The sequence below is a fragment of the Enterobacter sp. SENG-6 genome (assembly GCF_001605945.1).
GTDB classification, from domain to species: domain Bacteria; phylum Pseudomonadota; class Gammaproteobacteria; order Enterobacterales; family Enterobacteriaceae; genus Enterobacter; species Enterobacter cloacae.
In genome coordinates this window covers 47503-63773 of record NZ_LOMM01000066.1, presented here as the reverse complement: position 1 = coordinate 63773, position 16271 = coordinate 47503, and the positions used below count along the sequence as shown (strand labels likewise).

The following is a 16271-nucleotide window of genomic DNA, read 5'->3' as shown; positions in this document are numbered from 1 at the left end:
TTAGGTTAAAAGACATCAAATGAATAAGCATTCATCGAGAATTTTTATGACACGCGTTCAATTTAAACACCACCATCATCACCATCATCCTGACTAGTCTTTCAGGCGATGTGTGCTGGAAGACGTTTGGATCTTCCAGTGGTGCATGAACGCATGAAAAAGCCCCCGGAAGATCTTCTTCCGGGGGCTTTTTTTTGGACCAAATTCAGACAGATTAAAACAGGTTAACGAGGAACACAGAATGTTAGATAACTCACGTTTACGCATAGCTATTCAAAAATCAGGCCGTTTAAGTGATGATTCACGCGAACTGCTGGCCCGCTGCGGGATTAAAATCAACCTGCACACCCAGCGCCTGATTGCCCTGGCTGAAAACATGCCCATCGACATTCTGCGCGTGCGTGATGACGATATCCCGGGACTGGTAATGGACGGTGTCGTTGACCTTGGCATCATCGGTGAAAACGTACTGGAAGAAGAGCTTCTGACCCGTCGCGCTCAGGGTGAAGATCCGCGTTACTTCACCCTGCGTCGCCTGGACTTCGGCGGCTGCCGCCTGTCGCTGGCAACACCGGTTGATGAAGCCTGGGATGGCCCGGCCGCGCTGAACGGCAAACGCATCGCTACCTCCTACCCTCACCTGTTAAAACGCTATCTGGATCAGAAAGGCGTGCAGTTTAAATCCTGTCTGCTGAATGGTTCTGTTGAAGTCGCGCCGCGTGCGGGCCTGGCGGATGCCATTTGCGACCTCGTCTCGACCGGTGCCACCCTGGAAGCGAACGGCCTGCGCGAAGTGGAAGTTATTTACCGCTCCAAAGCATGCCTGATCCAGCGTGACGGCGAAATGGCTGACGCCAAGCAGCAGTTGATCGACAAACTGCTGACCCGTATTCAGGGCGTGATTCAGGCGCGTGAATCCAAGTACATCATGATGCATGCACCAACCGAACGTCTGGACGAAGTGATCGCCCTGCTGCCAGGTGCTGAGCGCCCTACCATTCTGCCACTGGCGGGCGATCAGCAGCGTGTGGCGATGCATATGGTCAGTAGCGAAACGCTGTTCTGGGAAACCATGGAAAAACTGAAGGCACTGGGCGCAAGCTCCATTCTGGTGCTGCCAATTGAGAAGATGATGGAGTAATTGCCATGAGCTTTAACACGATCATCACCTGGAATGAGTGTACTGACGAACAGCAGCGCGAGCTGTTAATGCGCCCGGCCATCAGCGCCTCCGAAAGCATCACCCGTACCGTGACGGAGATCCTGAATAACGTCAAAACCCGTGGCGATGACGCGCTGCGGGAATACAGCGCGAAGTTTGATAAAACGGAAGTCGGTGCGTTAAAGGTAACCGGGCTGGAGATCGCCGAGGCGGAAAGCCGTCTTGGGGACGAGATCAAACAGGCGATGGCCGTCGCGGTGAAAAACATCGAGACCTTCCACGTCGCGCAGAAATTGCAGACCGTTGATGTGGAAACGCTGCCGGGCGTGCGTTGCCAGCAGGTGACCCGTCCGGTCGCCTCGGTGGGCCTCTACATCCCTGGCGGCTCCGCCCCGCTGTTCTCAACCGTATTAATGTTGGCCACCCCGGCGCGTATTGCCGGTTGCCAGAAAGTGGTGCTCTGCTCCCCACCACCGATTGCCGATGAAATTCTCTATGCTGCAAAACTCTGCGGCGTGCAGGAAGTGTTTAAAGTCGGCGGCGCGCAGGCGATTTCTGCCCTCGCGTTTGGCACTGAATCTATCCCGAAGGTCGACAAAATTTTCGGCCCGGGCAATGCCTTTGTCACCGAAGCCAAGCGCCAGGTCAGCCAGCGTCTTGATGGTGCGGCCATTGATATGCCCGCGGGTCCGTCGGAAGTGCTGGTGATTGCCGACAGCGGCGCCACGCCGGATTTTGTGGCGTCTGACCTGTTATCCCAGGCGGAACACGGCCCGGATTCGCAGGTGATTTTACTGACGCCAGATGCCGATATGGCCAAACGCGTGAGTGAAGCCGTAGAGCGTCAGCTTGCCGATTTACCCCGCGCCGACACGGCACGCCAGGCGTTATCCGCCAGCCGCCTGATTGTGGCACGCGATCTTGACCAGTGCATCGCTATCTCCAACCAGTACGGCCCGGAGCACCTGATTATTCAGACCCGCAACGCGCGCGACCTGGTCGACAGCATCACCAGCGCAGGTTCGGTTTTCCTCGGCGACTGGTCCCCGGAATCCGCTGGCGATTACGCCTCCGGCACCAACCACGTTCTGCCGACGTATGGTTACACCTCGACCTGTTCCAGCCTGGGTCTGGCCGATTTCCAGAAACGCATGACCGTGCAGGAACTCTCCCGTGAAGGGTTTGCCTCGCTGGCGTCCACCATTGAGACGCTGGCCGCCGCCGAGCGCCTTACCGCCCACAAAAACGCCGTTACGCTGCGCGTTGCAGCCCTGAAGGAGCAAGCATGAACATTGAAGAATTAGCGCGGGAAAATGTCCGTCGACTGACGCCTTATCAGTCTGCTCGTCGCCTGGGCGGCAACGGTGATGTCTGGCTGAACGCCAACGAATTCCCGACAGCGGTACAGTTTGAGCTGTCGCAGCAGACGCTGAACCGTTATCCGGAGTGCCAGCCAAAAGCAGTGATTGAAAACTATGCGCAATATGCGGGCGTGAAGCCGGAGCAGGTGCTGGTCAGCCGCGGTGCGGATGAAGGCATTGAGCTGTTGATCCGCGCGTTCTGCGAGCCAGGTAAAGATGCGGTGATGTATTGCCAGCCTACCTACGGCATGTACAGCGTCAGCGCGGAAACCTTTGGCGTGGCGTGCCGTAACGTGCTCTCCATGGAGAACTGGCAGCTGGACCTGCAGGGAATTGCCGACAAACTGGACGGCGTGAAGGTGGTCTTTGTCTGTAGCCCCAACAACCCGACCGGGCAAATTATCAACCCTCAGGATATCCGTACCCTGCTGGAGATGACCCGCGGCAAAGCACTGGTGGTCGCCGACGAAGCCTATATTGAGTTTTGTCCTCAGGCGACGCTGGCCGGCTGGCTGGAAGAGTACCCACACCTGGTGGTGCTGCGTACGCTGTCGAAAGCCTTTGCGCTTGCAGGTCTGCGCTGCGGGTTTACGCTGGCCAATAAAGCGGTGATTGATCTGCTGCTGAAAGTGATCGCCCCGTATCCGCTTTCTACTCCCGTGGCTGACATTGCCGCTCAGGCCCTGACCCCGCAAGGGATCAATGCGATGCGTGAGCGTGTGGCGCAAATCCTGGAAGAACGACAGTACCTGGTGACCGCCCTGAAAGCGATCCCTTGCGTAGAGCAGGTGTTCGACTCTGAAACCAACTACCTCCTGGTTCGCTTTACCGCCTCCAGTGCCGTATTTAAATCTTTATGGGATCAGGGCATTATCTTACGTGATCAAAATAAACAACCTTCTCTGAGCGGCTGCCTGCGTATTACCGTAGGTACCCGTGCAGAGAGCCAGCGCGTGATTGACGCACTGAAAGCGGAGAAAGTATGAGCCAGAAGATCCTCTTTATCGACCGAGACGGCACCCTCATTTCGGAGCCACCAACCGATTTTCAGGTCGATCGTTTCGACAAACTGGCTTTTGAACCAGACGTGATCCCGGTGCTGCTGAAACTGCAGAAAGCCGGATATAAGCTGGTGATGATCACCAACCAGGACGGTCTGGGTACCGACAGCTTCCCGCAGGCCGACTTTGACGGGCCGCATAATCTGATGATGCAGGTACTCACCTCTCAGGGGGTGGTATTTGATGAGGTGCTGATTTGCCCACATCTGCCTGCCGATGCGTGCGACTGCCGCAAGCCGAAGGTGAAACTGGTAGAGCGCTATCTGCTGGAAGATGTCCTGGATAAAGCTAACAGCTACGTTATTGGCGATCGCGCCACCGACATTACGCTTGCCGAGAATATGGGCATCACCGGGCTGCGCTACAACCGCGACGATCTCAACTGGGCGAAGATTGGCGAGCAGCTCACCAAACGTGACCGCTACTCGCACGTAGAACGCAACACCAAAGAGACACAGATTGACGTGAAGGTGTGGCTGGATCGCGAAGGCGGCAGCAAGATCCACACTGGGGTGGGTTTCTTCGACCACATGCTGGATCAGATTGCCACCCACGGCGGCTTCCGCATGGAGATTACGGTAAAAGGCGATCTTTACATTGACGATCACCACACCGTTGAAGACACCGGTCTGGCGCTGGGCGAAGCGCTGAAGCTGGCCCTGGGCGACAAACGTGGCATCAACCGTTTTGGGTTTGTTCTGCCAATGGATGAGTGCCTGGCGCGCTGTGCGATGGATATCTCTGGTCGTCCTCACCTGGAATATAAAGCCGATTTCACCTACCAGCGCGTGGGCGATCTCAGCACCGAAATGGTGGAGCATTTCTTCCGTTCATTGTCCTACACCATGGGCCTGACGCTGCACCTGAAGACCAAAGGCAAGAACGACCACCACCGTGTGGAGAGCCTGTTCAAGGCCTTTGGCCGTACCCTGCGCCAGGCAATTCGTGTGGAAGGTGACGCCCTGCCCTCATCAAAAGGAGTGCTGTAATGAATGTGGTGATTCTGGATACCGGATGCGCCAACCTGAACTCCGTGAAATCGGCCATTGCGCGCCACGGCTACGAGCCGGTGGTGAGCCGCGACCCGGACGTCGTGCTGCGCGCAGACAAACTCTTCCTGCCTGGTGTAGGCACCGCGCAGGCGGCGATGGATCAGATCCACGAGCGTGAACTGGTCGATCTCATCAAAGCCTGTACCCAGCCAGTGCTCGGGATTTGCCTGGGTATGCAGCTGCTCGGCCGTCGTAGTGAAGAGAGCAACGGCGTCGAACTGCTGGGTATTATTGAAGAAGACGTGCCAAAAATGGCCGATCACGGTTTACCACTGCCACATATGGGCTGGAACCGCGTTTATGCGAAAGCGGGTGACAGACTGTTTCGCGGCATTGAGGATGGCGCTTACTTCTACTTCGTGCACAGCTACGCCATGCCGGTGAATCCTTACACCATCGCCCAGTGCAATTATGGCGAGGCGTTTACCGCGGCAGTGCAGAAAGATAACTTCTTCGGCGTGCAGTTTCACCCGGAACGTTCGGGTGCCGCAGGCGCTCAGCTGCTGAAAAACTTCCTGGAGATGTGATGATTATTCCCGCTTTAGACTTAATTGACGGCACGGTTGTTCGTCTTCATCAGGGTGATTACGGCCAGCAGCGCGACTACGGTAACGATCCGCTGCCCCGCCTGCAGGATTATGCCGCTCAGGGTGCGCAGGTGTTGCACCTGGTGGATTTAACGGGCGCGAAAGATCCGGCAAAACGCCAGATCCCACTGTTAAAAAAACTGGTGGCGGGCGTGGATGTCCCCGTACAGGTTGGTGGCGGTGTGCGCACGGAAGATGACGTTGCGGCACTGCTGGACGCCGGCGTGGCGCGCGTGGTGGTCGGTTCAACCGCGGTGAAAGATCCTGAGACCGTCAAAGGCTGGTTCCGCCGCTTCGGCGCCGACGCGCTGGTGCTGGCACTGGACGTGCGTATTGATGAACAGGGTAATAAACAGGTGGCTGTCAGCGGCTGGCAGGAAAACTCCGGCGTGACGCTGGAAGCGTTGGTCGAGATGTATCTGCCCGTTGGCCTGAAGCACGTGCTGTGCACGGATATCTCCCGCGACGGCACGCTGGCAGGCTCTAACGTTTCTTTATATCAAGAAGTTTGCGCCCGCTATCCGCAGGTGGCGTTTCAGTCCTCTGGCGGCATAGGTGATATTAACGACATCGCCGCACTGCGCGGAACCGGCGTGAAGGGTGTGATTGTGGGCCGGGCCCTGCTGGAAGGAAAATTTACTGTGACGGAGGCGATTCAATGCTGGCAAAACGGATAATCCCTTGCCTGGACGTACGTGACGGCCAGGTCGTAAAAGGCGTGCAGTTCCGCAACCACGAGATCATCGGCGACATCGTCCCACTGGCAAAACGCTATGCCGATGAAGGTGCAGACGAACTGGTATTTTATGATATCACCGCCTCCAGCGATGGCCGCGTGGTGGACAAAAGCTGGGTCGCGCGCGTCGCAGAAGTCATTGATATTCCGTTCTGCGTGGCGGGCGGGATTAAGTCTGCAGAAGATGCGGCGAAAATCCTCTCCTTTGGTGCCGACAAAATTTCAATCAACTCCCCTGCGCTGGCCGACCCGGAGTTGATTACCCGTCTGGCCGATCGCTTTGGCGTGCAGTGTATTGTTGTCGGGATCGACACCTGGTATGACGCGGCCACCGGCAAGTATCACGTCAACCAGTATACCGGCGACGAAAGCCGTACCCGCGTGACCCAATGGGAGACGCTGGACTGGGTCCAGGAAGTGCAGAAACGTGGCGCGGGCGAAATCGTGCTGAACATGATGAACCAGGACGGCGTGCGTAACGGGTATGACCTCGAGCAGCTGAAAAAAGTGCGTGAGGTTTGTCATGTCCCGCTGATCGCCTCCGGCGGTGCGGGCACTATGGAGCATTTTCTGGAAGCCTTCCGCGATGCAAACGTTGACGGCGCGCTGGCGGCTTCCGTGTTCCACAAACAGATTATCAATATTGGTGAGTTAAAAACGTACCTGGCCGACCAGGGCGTGGAGATCAGGGTATGTTAACAGAGCAACAACAGGCGCAGCTGGACTGGGAAAAAACGGACGGATTACTGCCCGTGGTTGTCCAGCATGCCGTTTCCGGTGAAGTGCTGATGCTGGGATACATGAACCAGGAGGCGCTGGCGAAAACGGTCGACAGCGGCAAAGTGACCTTCTTCTCGCGCACGAAACAGCGCCTGTGGACCAAAGGGGAAACCTCTGGCCACTTCCTGAATGTGGTTAGCATTACGCCGGATTGTGACAACGATACTCTGCTGGTTCTGGCTAACCCCATCGGTCCGACCTGCCATAAAGGTACCAGCAGCTGCTTCGGAGAGGCAAGCCACCAGTGGTTGTTCCTGTATCAACTGGAGCAGTTACTGGCTGAGCGTAAAACGGCAGATCCTTCCAGCTCGTATACGGCGAAGCTTTATGCAAGCGGCACCAAGCGTATTGCGCAGAAAGTGGGTGAAGAAGGCGTTGAGACCGCGCTGGCCGCGACGGTGCATGACCGCGAAGAGCTGACCAACGAAGCGTCTGATTTGATGTATCACCTGCTGGTGCTGCTGCAGGATCAAGAGCTGGATTTGACGGCGGTGATTGAGAATCTTCGTAAGCGGCATAAATAAAAAAACCGGGGAATTTCCCCGGTTTTTTTATATAGGCCCGTGCAGCTAAGGTACTGCCGGACAAAAAGTCTTAGTCTTTTCGCTGATAGTTGCGGAGTGCCTGACGCCCCAATACCACACCCGATCCGATAATCCCACCGAGTAACACAGCCAGGATAAGAATAACTGCCTTTTTCGGGCTGTCGCGTCGAACAGGGAGATCCGGTTTCATCACGTAACGATAGACATGAATAGTGTCAGGGTTAACGTTCAGGTTCTGAATGTCCAACAAATTTTGTCTGGTCTGGTAATACGCCGGTGGAAAGACCAGCGGACGAGAAGCCTCGTTTTCAATCATAGATTTAAGCGCTTCGCTTCCCAAAAGAAACATAGTTTCCTGTGTTACGTCCTGGGTTTGCTGAATCTGCGGCGCGTTAATTTTAGCGGCTTCAGCATTCTTGAGGGCTTCAGTAATCTGCTTGACACGTAGATCTTTTTGTTCCTGTGATATCTTCACCTGGTTTTCCAGAGAATCGTTCAGGGTTTTTATCTGCTGCTTAATGTTGTCCTTAAGGTCAACGGAAAGCTCCTTCGCCGTCTGCTCATCAACCAACTGAATGAACTGCGCCAGTTGCTTTTGTGCGGCCTGCGCTGATTCACCGGTATAGGTAACACTTAATGGTAACGGCTGGCCGTTGACAGTCGGTGCAATAGTCAGCTTTTCAGGGCTCTCCTGATTCTCAAGTGCCTGAGATAAAGCAGAAAATGAGGAATTAAAACGACCAATTGCGCGCGTTTGAATATCTAACATTGAGGGCGCTGCGCTACCATAGAGAATATTCAAGGCATTTGAATAACTTGCAATTTGCGCTGCATCAGGCTGCGCAATAATGGCAGTTGAAATCCATTTTTCTTTTGCGACAGATAAATAGCCAACAGCAACAACGATAAAAACGACAATGAAAGCAACTACGGTCCACTTTCCACGCCACAGCTGCAACACTAAATCAAGTAAATCAATTTGCTCCGGGTCATTGTTTCGGTTGACCTGGCTATAGTTGTTTTGCGTCATACAATCCCTAACAGATGAAAAAGGGCAAACATAGTAATGTCTGCATAGTGTATCTCTTACTGGAGATTTTTCTATAAGAATCCGATGAGTTATATCGGAAAGATGGGTTATGTAACTTGCGCCCTTCGCGCTATCATAGACTCAATTCGGTGCTCGATGGCATCGGTAAGAACATGTGTTTATGAGGGAAGATATGAAGTTTCTGGTAACAGGTGCAGCTGGTTTTATCGGTGCGAATGTCAGTAAACGGCTCCTGGATGCGGGCCATCAGGTTGCTGGCATTGATAATCTTAATGATTACTACGATGTCAGTCTTAAACTGGCACGCCTGGAACTGCTTAAAGCCGATAATTTTACTTTCCACCAATTAGATTTAGCCGATCGCGAAGGCATGGCAGCCCTATTCGCCGAGGAGAGATTTGATCGCGTGATCCATCTGGCCGCTCAGGCAGGTGTTCGCTACTCTCTGGAAAATCCTCACGTTTACGCCGAAGCTAACCTTGTCGGTCATCTCAATGTCCTTGAAGGGTGTCGCCACAATAAGATTCAACACCTTGTATATGCTTCGTCCAGCTCCGTATATGGTCTTAACCGCAAGATGCCCTTCTCAACCGACGACTCGGTAGATCACCCAGTTTCGCTCTACGCGGCCACCAAAAAAGCCAACGAGTTGATGTCCCATACCTATTCGCACCTCTACAATTTGCCCACCACCGGCCTGCGTTTCTTTACTGTGTATGGTCCGTGGGGACGCCCGGACATGGCGCTATTTAAGTTTACGAAGGCGATGCTTGAGGGCAAAAGCATTGATGTATATAACTACGGGAAGATGAAGCGCGACTTCACTTACATTGATGATATTGCTGAAGCGATTATTCGCCTGCAGGAGATTATTCCTCAACCCGACATAAACTGGACCGTTGAGACCGGCTCACCTGCAACCAGCTCAGCGCCTTACCGGGTTTACAACATCGGTAACAGTTCACCAGTAGAACTGATGGATTACATCACTGCCCTGGAAGAAGCGCTCGGAAAAGAAGCAGAGAAAAACATGATGCCGATCCAGCCAGGTGATGTACTGGAGACCAGCGCGGATACTACACCGCTCTTTAACGTCACTGGCTTTAAGCCTCAGACATCAGTGAAAGAGGGAGTAAAAAACTTCGTCGACTGGTATCGTAAGTACTATAACGTGTAAAAACTCTTAAAATTAACGAGATTTCATTATTCAGAATGAATTTGAGGTTTAAAAGAATGAAAGGCAAATCGCACGAAGTTACCATCACTCAAGCAGAAAGCATTACCGGAAAGAACATCCGGTTAAGGAATGTCGCACCTTCTGATGCTGAATTTATCGTCAAAATCAGAACAAATGAAAAAAAAGGGCGTTTTATTAGCGCTACATCTAGTGACGTTAGTAAGCAAAGAAATTGGCTTGAAAATTATTTGACCAGTGAAGGGCAGGCCTACTTCCTGATTACCGATCTTGATAATAAGCCACTAGGAACAGTTCGAATGTATGATCAGCAAGGAGACTCGTTCTGTTGGGGATCATGGGTAGTCGCTGAAGATGCCCCTTCATACTGTGCAATAGAATCGGCGCTTTTACTCTATACATACGCCCTCGATTTAGGATTTAAAAAAGCACACTTCGATGTCAGGAAAGGCAATCTCTCAGTAATCAAGTTTCACGAACGATTTGGGGCAGAACGCACGGGGGAGACCGAGGAGGATTATCTTTACAGAATTTCGAAAGAGAAAATTCTGGCAACATTAGATAAATATAAGAAATATCTTCCAAAGAAAATTGAGATTGTTCGTTAGTTAAGAAGGGTGGATACCCACCCTTCCTATATTTTCTATTGTTAGTCATTACCAAATAGATCGCGAGTGTAGACTTTATCCGCCACATTCGTCAATTCATCAGCCATACGATTAGAGATAATCACATCAGCTTCCTGCTTGAAGGCTTCCAGGTCACGCACCACACGAGAGTGGAAGAATTCATCTTCCTTCATTACTGGTTCGTAGATGATAACTGTAACACCTTTTGCCTTGATTCGTTTCATGATCCCCTGAATCGAAGAAGCACGGAAGTTGTCAGAACCACTCTTCATAATCAGGCGATATACACCAACTACTTTCGGGTGACGCGCGAGAATAGAATCGGCGATAAAGTCTTTACGCGTACGATTAGCATCAACGATGGCGGAGATCAAATTGTTCGGCACCTGATCGTAGTTTGCCAACAGTTGCTTAGTATCTTTTGGTAAGCAATAACCACCGTAGCCAAAGGATGGATTGTTATAATGATTGCCGATACGTGGATCAAGGCAAACGCCTTCAATAATCTGCTTTGAATTTAATCCTAAACTTTCAGCATAGCTGTCGAGTTCATTAAAATAGGCAACACGCATCGCAAGATATGTATTGGCGAAAAGCTTGATTGCTTCTGCTTCTGTAGAGTCAGTAAACAGCGTAGCGATATTCTGTTTAATTGCGCCTTCCTGCAGCAGCGCAGCAAAACGTTTAGCACGCTCGGAACGTTCTCCAATTACAATACGTGACGGATGGAGGTTATCATACAGGGCTCGTCCTTCACGAAGGAATTCCGGCGAGAAGAAAATATTGTCAATACCAAGTTTTTCTTTAATTGACTTAGTAAAGCCTACCGGAATCGTCGATTTGATTACCATCACCGCTTTCGGATTGATTTCGGTGACATCGCGAATTACAGCTTCAACGGAAGAAGTATTGAAGTAGTTATTTTTTGGATCGTAGTCTGTAGGTGTCGCAATGATGACATAATCCGCATCGCGGTATGCATCTTCTTTATCTGTCGTCGCGCGGAAATTCAGCGGTTTATTGCTGAGATAGTCCTGGATTTCTTTGTCGACAATCGGCGATTTTTTCTGATTGAGCATGTCCACTTTGGTCTGCACGATATCCAATGCAACTACTTCATGATTCTGAGCAATCAGTATGCCGTTAGAAAGGCCGACATACCCTGTTCCGGAGATTGTTATTTTCATTCGCTAATGACTTCTGTGAGTTAACTGTACTGATGGTCGCCTGACCATCGCGATAAACATAACTGTTTGGCTTTGTACCTCCTGGCAAACAGAACTGTCAAGGCAAACCAGGAAGATTCACTTCGAGGGAGGTGAGATTCAGACTACTTCGAATAACATGCGGCATGTGTTTGCATAAAAAAAACCCGGAGACAAGCTCCGGGTTGTGATTACAAAGCGTTACTTCATTCCATCCATTCGGTATGGAACACACCTTCTTTATCTGTACGTTTATACGTATGCGCACCGAAGTAGTCACGCTGCGCCTGGATCAGGTTGGCAGGCAGTACGGCAGCGCGATAGCTGTCGTAGTACGCCACTGCAGCGGAGAAGGTCGGCACAGGAATACCATTCTGTACAGCGTATGCAACCACATCACGCAGCGCCTGCTGGTATTCGTCAGCAATCTTCTTAAAGTAAGGTGCCAGAAGCAGGTTCGCGATACCTGCATTTTCAGCATAGGCATCGGTGATTTTCTGCAGGAACTGGGCGCGGATGATGCAACCTGCACGGAAGATCTTCGCGATTTCACCGTAGTTCAGATCCCAGTTGTTTTCGTCAGAAGCCGCGCGCAACTGAGAGAAACCTTGCGCGTAAGAGACGATTTTGCCCAGGTACAGAGCACGACGAACCTTCTCAACGAATTCCGCTTTGTCACCAGCTGGTTTAGCCTGCGGACCAGACAGCACTTTGGAAGCCGCAACGCGCTGATCTTTCAGAGAAGAGATGTAGCGAGCAAATACGGATTCGGTGATCAGAGACAGCGGTTCGCCCAGGTCCAGAGAGCTCTGGCTGGTCCATTTGCCGGTACCTTTGTTCGCCGCTTCGTCAAGAATCACATCGACCAGGTATTTACCCTCTTCATCTTTCTTCGTGAAGATATCTTTGGTGATGTCGATCAGATAGCTGTTCAGCTCGCCTTTGTTCCACTCAGTGAAGGTCTCTGCGAGTTCTTCGTTTGAGAGGTTCAGGCCCCTCTTCAGCAGAGAGTAGGCTTCAGCAATCAGCTGCATATCGCCGTATTCGATGCCGTTGTGAACCATCTTAACATAGTGGCCTGCACCGTCCGGACCGATATAGGTCACACACGGCTCACCATCTTCCGCAACCGCAGCGATTTTAGTCAGGATTGGCGCAACAAGCTCGTACGCTTCTTTCTGGCCGCCAGGCATGATAGATGGGCCTTTCAGCGCGCCCTCTTCACCACCGGAAACACCGGTACCGATGAAGTTGAAACCTTCAGCAGAGAGTTCACGGTTACGACGAATGGTGTCCTGGAAGAAGGTGTTGCCACCATCAATGATGATGTCGCCTTTGTCCAGATAAGGTTTCAGGGAATCGATGGCTGCATCGGTACCTGCGCCCGCTTTCACCATTAACAGGATACGACGAGGCGTTTCCAGAGATTCAACAAACTCTTTAACCGTATAGAAAGGAACCAGTTTCTTGCCCGGATTCTCAGCGATGACTTCTTCGGTCTTATCACGGGAGCGGTTGAAAACGGAGACGGTATAACCACGGCTTTCGATGTTGAGCGCCAGGTTGCGCCCCATCACTGCCATACCGACAACGCCGATCTGTTGCTTGGACATTACATACTCCTGTCAGGTGTGGTCGCCGCGACTGAGCGCGGCTTGAAATGTGGCTTAGATGTTAACTCAGGAATAGACGAGATGAATAGCAGATATTGCTCTAAACATCTTTCTTTGAATGTTCATCGAATGCAAGCATCTAGAACATATGGACACTTTCATGACGAAAGAATTTCAGACTATTCAGCTAATTCAACTAACAATATTACCATATTCTTTTCTGATAAAACCTGTAATACCTTTAAAGACATATTTAAGCCGGGTGATTTTTTTGTCAAAAAACACAATAATTACTATTGGCTTTATGAGTAGTTTAAAAAACTGGGATACTCGCCATGCCAAAGGGACATAATGCCTGTTCATCATGTATAATATATTACGATACTGGTAATAATGTCGAATAGGTGCACCATAACCTGCATTAATAGCTTTAACCCGACCGTTACCTAATCTATGATTCAAAACTGCATTTTTTACGATAAAAATATTGACACCTAAACTTGCCGCACGCCAACCCCATTCGTAATCGACACAGTCAATGAATAATTTCTCTTCATGCAGACCGACAAGATCGAAGATACTTTTATTTATAAGTGTACCTGAACTGATCATATCACGATAAGCGAAAATACCATCGATTACTGGCTTTTGAAAATACGATAAAGTTTGACCATTTTCAGCGATGGCATTAGCACAAACAACAGGTATTGTGCCCGTTTTATGTACAAGTAAATTCCTTGCATCTAATAATTTTTTTAACATATCAGAAGATGGAAGGCTATCATCATCTAATAGCAGAACATCATCACACCCCTCTCTTAAAGCCAAAAGAATTCCTTCGTTTTGAGCTTTGGCAATACCCACATTACCATACATATCAATGAATGACGCATTTAGTGTATTACAAATATTTTGTATAGCTGACTTCTTTTCAAAATCAGTTGAATTATCGGAGACAAAATATTTTAACCCATGCCCCTCTAAGGAGGTTAAAATTAAGCCCAGGCGTTCTATATCTGAGTTATAAGTTACGATCACGATGCCGGTAAGCATTCTTTGTTGCACCTTTAGAAATAGTTATCAATACAAGAGATACGAAAAGTATGATATAGATATCAACCATGTAGGCAATACCAACAGAAGGATTAAGGATTAGAGGCAATGAGCGGCAATACAGTGCTGCAACAAATGCAACAACTACAGCAGAAGAGTTATCGCAATATAATTTCCAGCTATTGACCACCCCAATAACATAACCAATAACAGCAGAGAAAAGCAGCCCTCCTACATACCCAAAATATGCATAACCTGCAAGGTCAAAATGGTTGGTCGGTCCTCGCATTACCGGATCATCGGGATACCAGTATAACCATATCTGTCTGCCGACATCCAAATTCGAAAAATCTATATCGAAAAGTTTAGCCATTACTGAGTTACCAAAGGTATTAGACAGCAACTGTAGCCATGGATGTTCAACAATAACCGTATCGATAACATGTTCAGTTAAAGATAAATAGTAAGCATCTCCATTTGCCAATATACGTAACAAGAGGAGTTCCAATGCAACGGGGGCTCCGGGGATATACTGCGATGACGTATAACCAATCATCACTGACAATTTAGAAATGAAATAAAGAGAAAACAATAAAAAACATGATGCAATTATTAGTATTAAAAAAAGCGATCTGAGGTTAAATTTAAATGTTTTTCTTGTTGTAATGAACCCGACAACACAAAGTACGTAAATTTGCTCCAGGAAAGCAAACTTCGCGCCTGAAATAAGAGCTCCAATCGCAGATATAAGTAAGGCGATAATTAAAAAACGTTTTTTACGACCGCGAAGATAATAATAGAAATACCAACCAGCTAGAACTACTCGCAGTGCATCCATTAAACGCACAATAATTCCAAGTCCTCTATTCGCTTCAAAGCGAGAGGTAAAAAACATCGTTAGTGAAACCTGAGAAAGATAAAATACAAATAATGACAAATAAAGAATGGAAAGAAATTTCAGAAGAAACCTTTCCTGATCCATTATTGAAATACTAAGTCGGTTAAATAACGAGCGATTATATTTAGCTTTGGAACCTGAAGAGAAGCAGAAAATTAAAAAGAAAAATGTGCCACTTAAAAATAAATAACTAAAAAGGTAAAAATCAACTAATTCATGGACAAATAAAATTAAAATTATTGCATAGCCAGTGCCGTACGTAAAAGCATAATAATAATGAAAAGGATCCATAATATTCTTTACTTTCCAGTTTGATAGGAAGAAAAGACTGATGGATAAAAGAAGTGCATATGTTACATATTCAAGATAATTGCTGAACAAAAAATCAAAGAAAATATAATCTCTCATTTTTTCTTCCTATGGTACCACTGAATTATCTCTGCACCTAGATTATAAATTGTCATCAAAAGAACTTTTTCTCGTACAACGCTATTAAGAACATGACGTACAGATTTCAAATCCCGGGACTTCACCGCCAAAAGTAAATAAAATGCATACTGCCGAGAAATTGCTGTATCGTATAGTTCAGATGGCGCCAATTCTTTCATTGCCATCTCAATCATAGATAGCTGTTTTGGCAGATTCTTATATGCATTTGAATCATGCTGTCGATATTTTGCAACATTAACGTTGTCATAAAAAAAATAATCGCCATTAGACAAAGAAAATTTCTGAAATAGTTTAACAAACATAGGATAATCATCCCACGCAAGTTTTACGTCCCATCCTCCAATAATTTGCAATGCACTTTTTTTAAATATTGTGGCTTGTAATAATAAAGGCTTAGGATAATTGGTAAAAATTTTTTCGCGCAAGACATTATCGTTATATGCAAAGAAATCTTTATGCTGCTTTTTATATGCTACTTCTGTAGGTGTCTTACCGGTGTGATAGATCCATGCGTTACCCATCATAAATTGAGCGCCATTATTACTGCATAATTCACGATAAAGGGCAGTAAACCCATGTGCATCAACCACATCGTCTGATGCAATAAAATATATGTAATCTGAATGTGCCAGTTTCAGACCAGTATTAAGCGAATCAATTAGACCAACATTTTTATCTTTTATGATGACATTGGTATAATCAAATGCCTCGTGCTTAGCTATGGTATCCTGAATGATTTTCGCTGATGAATCTTTTGAACAATCATCAATGATGATCACTTCTTTTGGGATATTTAAACCATACACAGAGGTTAAGGTTTCACTTATATACTTCTCATGATTGTATGAAAGAACAACAATTGATATCACGATTACTCCAGAATAATTTATTAC

The 16271-nt window shown here is 48.6% G+C and carries 17 protein-coding genes and 1 other annotated feature; of the genes, 11 read left to right on the top strand and 6 right to left on the bottom strand.

Annotation, left to right across the window (positions count from 1 at the left end; all coding sequences use genetic code 11):
• Nucleotides 1-46 precede the first annotated feature (46 nt).
• The 9 genes from hisL to hisIE all read left to right on the top strand — a co-directional run bounded on the left by hisL (nt 47) and on the right by hisIE (nt 7263).
• On the top strand, nt 47-97 hold the full coding sequence (gene hisL, locus AX755_RS25470) for a his operon leader peptide (RefSeq protein WP_001364200.1): 51 nt from the start codon (nt 47-49) through the stop codon (nt 95-97).
• Nucleotides 73-196 (top strand) — a sequence feature (His leader region). It overlaps the preceding gene by 25 nt.
• Nucleotides 197-241: 45 nt before the next feature.
• On the top strand, nt 242-1141 hold the full coding sequence (gene hisG / locus AX755_RS20755) for an ATP phosphoribosyltransferase (RefSeq protein ID WP_000886595.1): 900 nt from the start codon (nt 242-244) through the stop codon (nt 1139-1141).
• Nucleotides 1142-1146: 5 nt separating this feature from the next.
• On the top strand, nt 1147-2451 hold the full coding sequence (hisD, locus tag AX755_RS20750) for a histidinol dehydrogenase (RefSeq protein WP_062857360.1): 1305 nt from the start codon (nt 1147-1149) through the stop codon (nt 2449-2451).
• Nucleotides 2448-3509 (top strand): histidinol-phosphate transaminase, encoded by a 1062-nt coding sequence (hisC, locus tag AX755_RS20745; RefSeq protein ID WP_062857359.1) that lies wholly within the window; start codon nt 2448-2450, stop codon nt 3507-3509. Before hisD ends, hisC begins: the two co-directional genes overlap by 4 nt.
• Entirely contained in the window at nt 3506-4573 is a 1068-nt protein-coding gene (hisB, locus tag AX755_RS20740; RefSeq protein WP_020686233.1) for a bifunctional histidinol-phosphatase/imidazoleglycerol-phosphate dehydratase HisB, read from the top strand. Before hisC ends, hisB begins: the two co-directional genes overlap by 4 nt.
• The gene (gene hisH / locus AX755_RS20735) at nt 4573-5163 is read left to right on the top strand and encodes an imidazole glycerol phosphate synthase subunit HisH (RefSeq protein WP_001103580.1); all 591 of its coding nucleotides are present in this window, start codon (nt 4573-4575) and stop codon (nt 5161-5163) included. Before hisB ends, hisH begins: the two co-directional genes overlap by 1 nt.
• On the top strand, nt 5163-5900 hold the full coding sequence (gene hisA, locus AX755_RS20730) for a 1-(5-phosphoribosyl)-5-[(5-phosphoribosylamino)methylideneamino]imidazole-4-carboxamide isomerase (RefSeq protein WP_062857358.1): 738 nt from the start codon (nt 5163-5165) through the stop codon (nt 5898-5900). The genes hisH and hisA overlap by 1 nt, the downstream gene beginning before the upstream one ends.
• Complete coding sequence (gene hisF, locus AX755_RS20725; protein ID WP_023620900.1) at nt 5882-6658, top strand: imidazole glycerol phosphate synthase subunit HisF; 777 nt, start codon at nt 5882-5884, stop codon at nt 6656-6658. Before hisA ends, hisF begins: the two co-directional genes overlap by 19 nt.
• Entirely contained in the window at nt 6652-7263 is a 612-nt protein-coding gene (gene hisIE / locus AX755_RS20720; protein ID WP_000954830.1) for a bifunctional phosphoribosyl-AMP cyclohydrolase/phosphoribosyl-ATP diphosphatase HisIE, read from the top strand. Before hisF ends, hisIE begins: the two co-directional genes overlap by 7 nt.
• A gap of 70 nt (nt 7264-7333) precedes the next feature.
• On the opposite strand, the gene wzzB is transcribed toward hisIE, so the two are convergent.
• On the bottom strand, nt 7334-8314 hold the full coding sequence (gene wzzB / locus AX755_RS20715; RefSeq protein WP_062857357.1) for an LPS O-antigen chain length determinant protein WzzB: 981 nt from the start codon (nt 8312-8314) through the stop codon (nt 7334-7336).
• A 193-nt stretch (nt 8315-8507) separates the two neighbouring features.
• On the opposite strand from wzzB, the gene AX755_RS20710 reads away from it, so the two are divergent.
• Together AX755_RS20710 and AX755_RS20705 are read left to right on the top strand one after the other, a co-directional pair.
• A complete protein-coding gene (locus tag AX755_RS20710; RefSeq protein ID WP_062857356.1) occupies nt 8508-9512 on the top strand; it encodes an NAD-dependent epimerase in 1005 nt (334 codons plus the stop codon).
• 56 nt (nt 9513-9568) lie between these two features.
• Nucleotides 9569-10138 carry a GNAT family N-acetyltransferase gene (locus AX755_RS20705; protein WP_062857355.1) on the top strand — a complete coding sequence of 190 codons (570 nt, stop codon included), beginning with the start codon at nt 9569-9571 and terminating at the stop codon, nt 10136-10138.
• A 41-nt stretch (nt 10139-10179) separates the two neighbouring features.
• On the opposite strand, the gene ugd is transcribed toward AX755_RS20705, so the two are convergent.
• The 5 genes from ugd to AX755_RS20680 form a co-directional block, all read right to left on the bottom strand.
• Nucleotides 10180-11346 (bottom strand): UDP-glucose 6-dehydrogenase, encoded by a 1167-nt coding sequence (gene ugd, locus AX755_RS20700; protein WP_062857354.1) that lies wholly within the window; start codon nt 11344-11346, stop codon nt 10180-10182.
• A gap of 224 nt (nt 11347-11570) precedes the next feature.
• The gene (gene gndA / locus AX755_RS20695; RefSeq protein WP_062857353.1) at nt 11571-12977 is read right to left on the bottom strand and encodes an NADP-dependent phosphogluconate dehydrogenase; all 1407 of its coding nucleotides are present in this window, start codon (nt 12975-12977) and stop codon (nt 11571-11573) included.
• Nucleotides 12978-13169: 192 nt separating this feature from the next.
• Nucleotides 13170-14030 carry a glycosyltransferase gene (locus AX755_RS20690; protein ID WP_062857352.1) on the bottom strand — a complete coding sequence of 287 codons (861 nt, stop codon included), beginning with the start codon at nt 14028-14030 and terminating at the stop codon, nt 13170-13172.
• Nucleotides 13999-15336 carry a hypothetical protein gene (locus AX755_RS20685; protein ID WP_058678691.1) on the bottom strand — a complete coding sequence of 446 codons (1338 nt, stop codon included), beginning with the start codon at nt 15334-15336 and terminating at the stop codon, nt 13999-14001. The genes AX755_RS20690 and AX755_RS20685 overlap by 32 nt, the downstream gene beginning before the upstream one ends.
• Nucleotides 15333-16247 (bottom strand): glycosyltransferase family 2 protein, encoded by a 915-nt coding sequence (locus AX755_RS20680; protein ID WP_062857351.1) that lies wholly within the window; start codon nt 16245-16247, stop codon nt 15333-15335. Before AX755_RS20680 ends, AX755_RS20685 begins: the two co-directional genes overlap by 4 nt.
• Nucleotides 16248-16271 lie beyond the last annotated feature (24 nt).

What these genes read in the sequence shown, in the direction of transcription:
- hisG (WP_000886595.1), top strand. Translation starts at nt 242, where the DNA reads ATGTTAGATAACTCACGTTTACGCATAGCTATTCAAAAATCAGGCCGT.
- hisD (WP_062857360.1), top strand. Translation starts at nt 1,147, where the DNA reads ATGAGCTTTAACACGATCATCACCTGGAATGAGTGTACTGACGAACAG.
- hisC (WP_062857359.1), top strand. Translation starts at nt 2,448, where the DNA reads ATGAACATTGAAGAATTAGCGCGGGAAAATGTCCGTCGACTGACGCCT.
- hisB (WP_020686233.1), top strand. Translation starts at nt 3,506, where the DNA reads ATGAGCCAGAAGATCCTCTTTATCGACCGAGACGGCACCCTCATTTCG.
- hisH (WP_001103580.1), top strand. Translation starts at nt 4,573, where the DNA reads ATGAATGTGGTGATTCTGGATACCGGATGCGCCAACCTGAACTCCGTG.
- hisA (WP_062857358.1), top strand. Translation starts at nt 5,163, where the DNA reads ATGATTATTCCCGCTTTAGACTTAATTGACGGCACGGTTGTTCGTCTT.
- hisF (WP_023620900.1), top strand. Translation starts at nt 5,882, where the DNA reads ATGCTGGCAAAACGGATAATCCCTTGCCTGGACGTACGTGACGGCCAG.
- hisIE (WP_000954830.1), top strand. Translation starts at nt 6,652, where the DNA reads ATGTTAACAGAGCAACAACAGGCGCAGCTGGACTGGGAAAAAACGGAC.
- wzzB (WP_062857357.1), bottom strand. Translation starts at nt 8,314, where the DNA reads ATGACGCAAAACAACTATAGCCAGGTCAACCGAAACAATGACCCGGAG.
- AX755_RS20710 (WP_062857356.1), top strand. Translation starts at nt 8,508, where the DNA reads ATGAAGTTTCTGGTAACAGGTGCAGCTGGTTTTATCGGTGCGAATGTC.
- AX755_RS20705 (WP_062857355.1), top strand. Translation starts at nt 9,569, where the DNA reads ATGAAAGGCAAATCGCACGAAGTTACCATCACTCAAGCAGAAAGCATT.
- ugd (WP_062857354.1), bottom strand. Translation starts at nt 11,346, where the DNA reads ATGAAAATAACAATCTCCGGAACAGGGTATGTCGGCCTTTCTAACGGC.
- gndA (WP_062857353.1), bottom strand. Translation starts at nt 12,977, where the DNA reads ATGTCCAAGCAACAGATCGGCGTTGTCGGTATGGCAGTGATGGGGCGC.
- AX755_RS20690 (WP_062857352.1), bottom strand. Translation starts at nt 14,030, where the DNA reads ATGCTTACCGGCATCGTGATCGTAACTTATAACTCAGATATAGAACGC.
- AX755_RS20685 (WP_058678691.1), bottom strand. Translation starts at nt 15,336, where the DNA reads ATGAGAGATTATATTTTCTTTGATTTTTTGTTCAGCAATTATCTTGAA.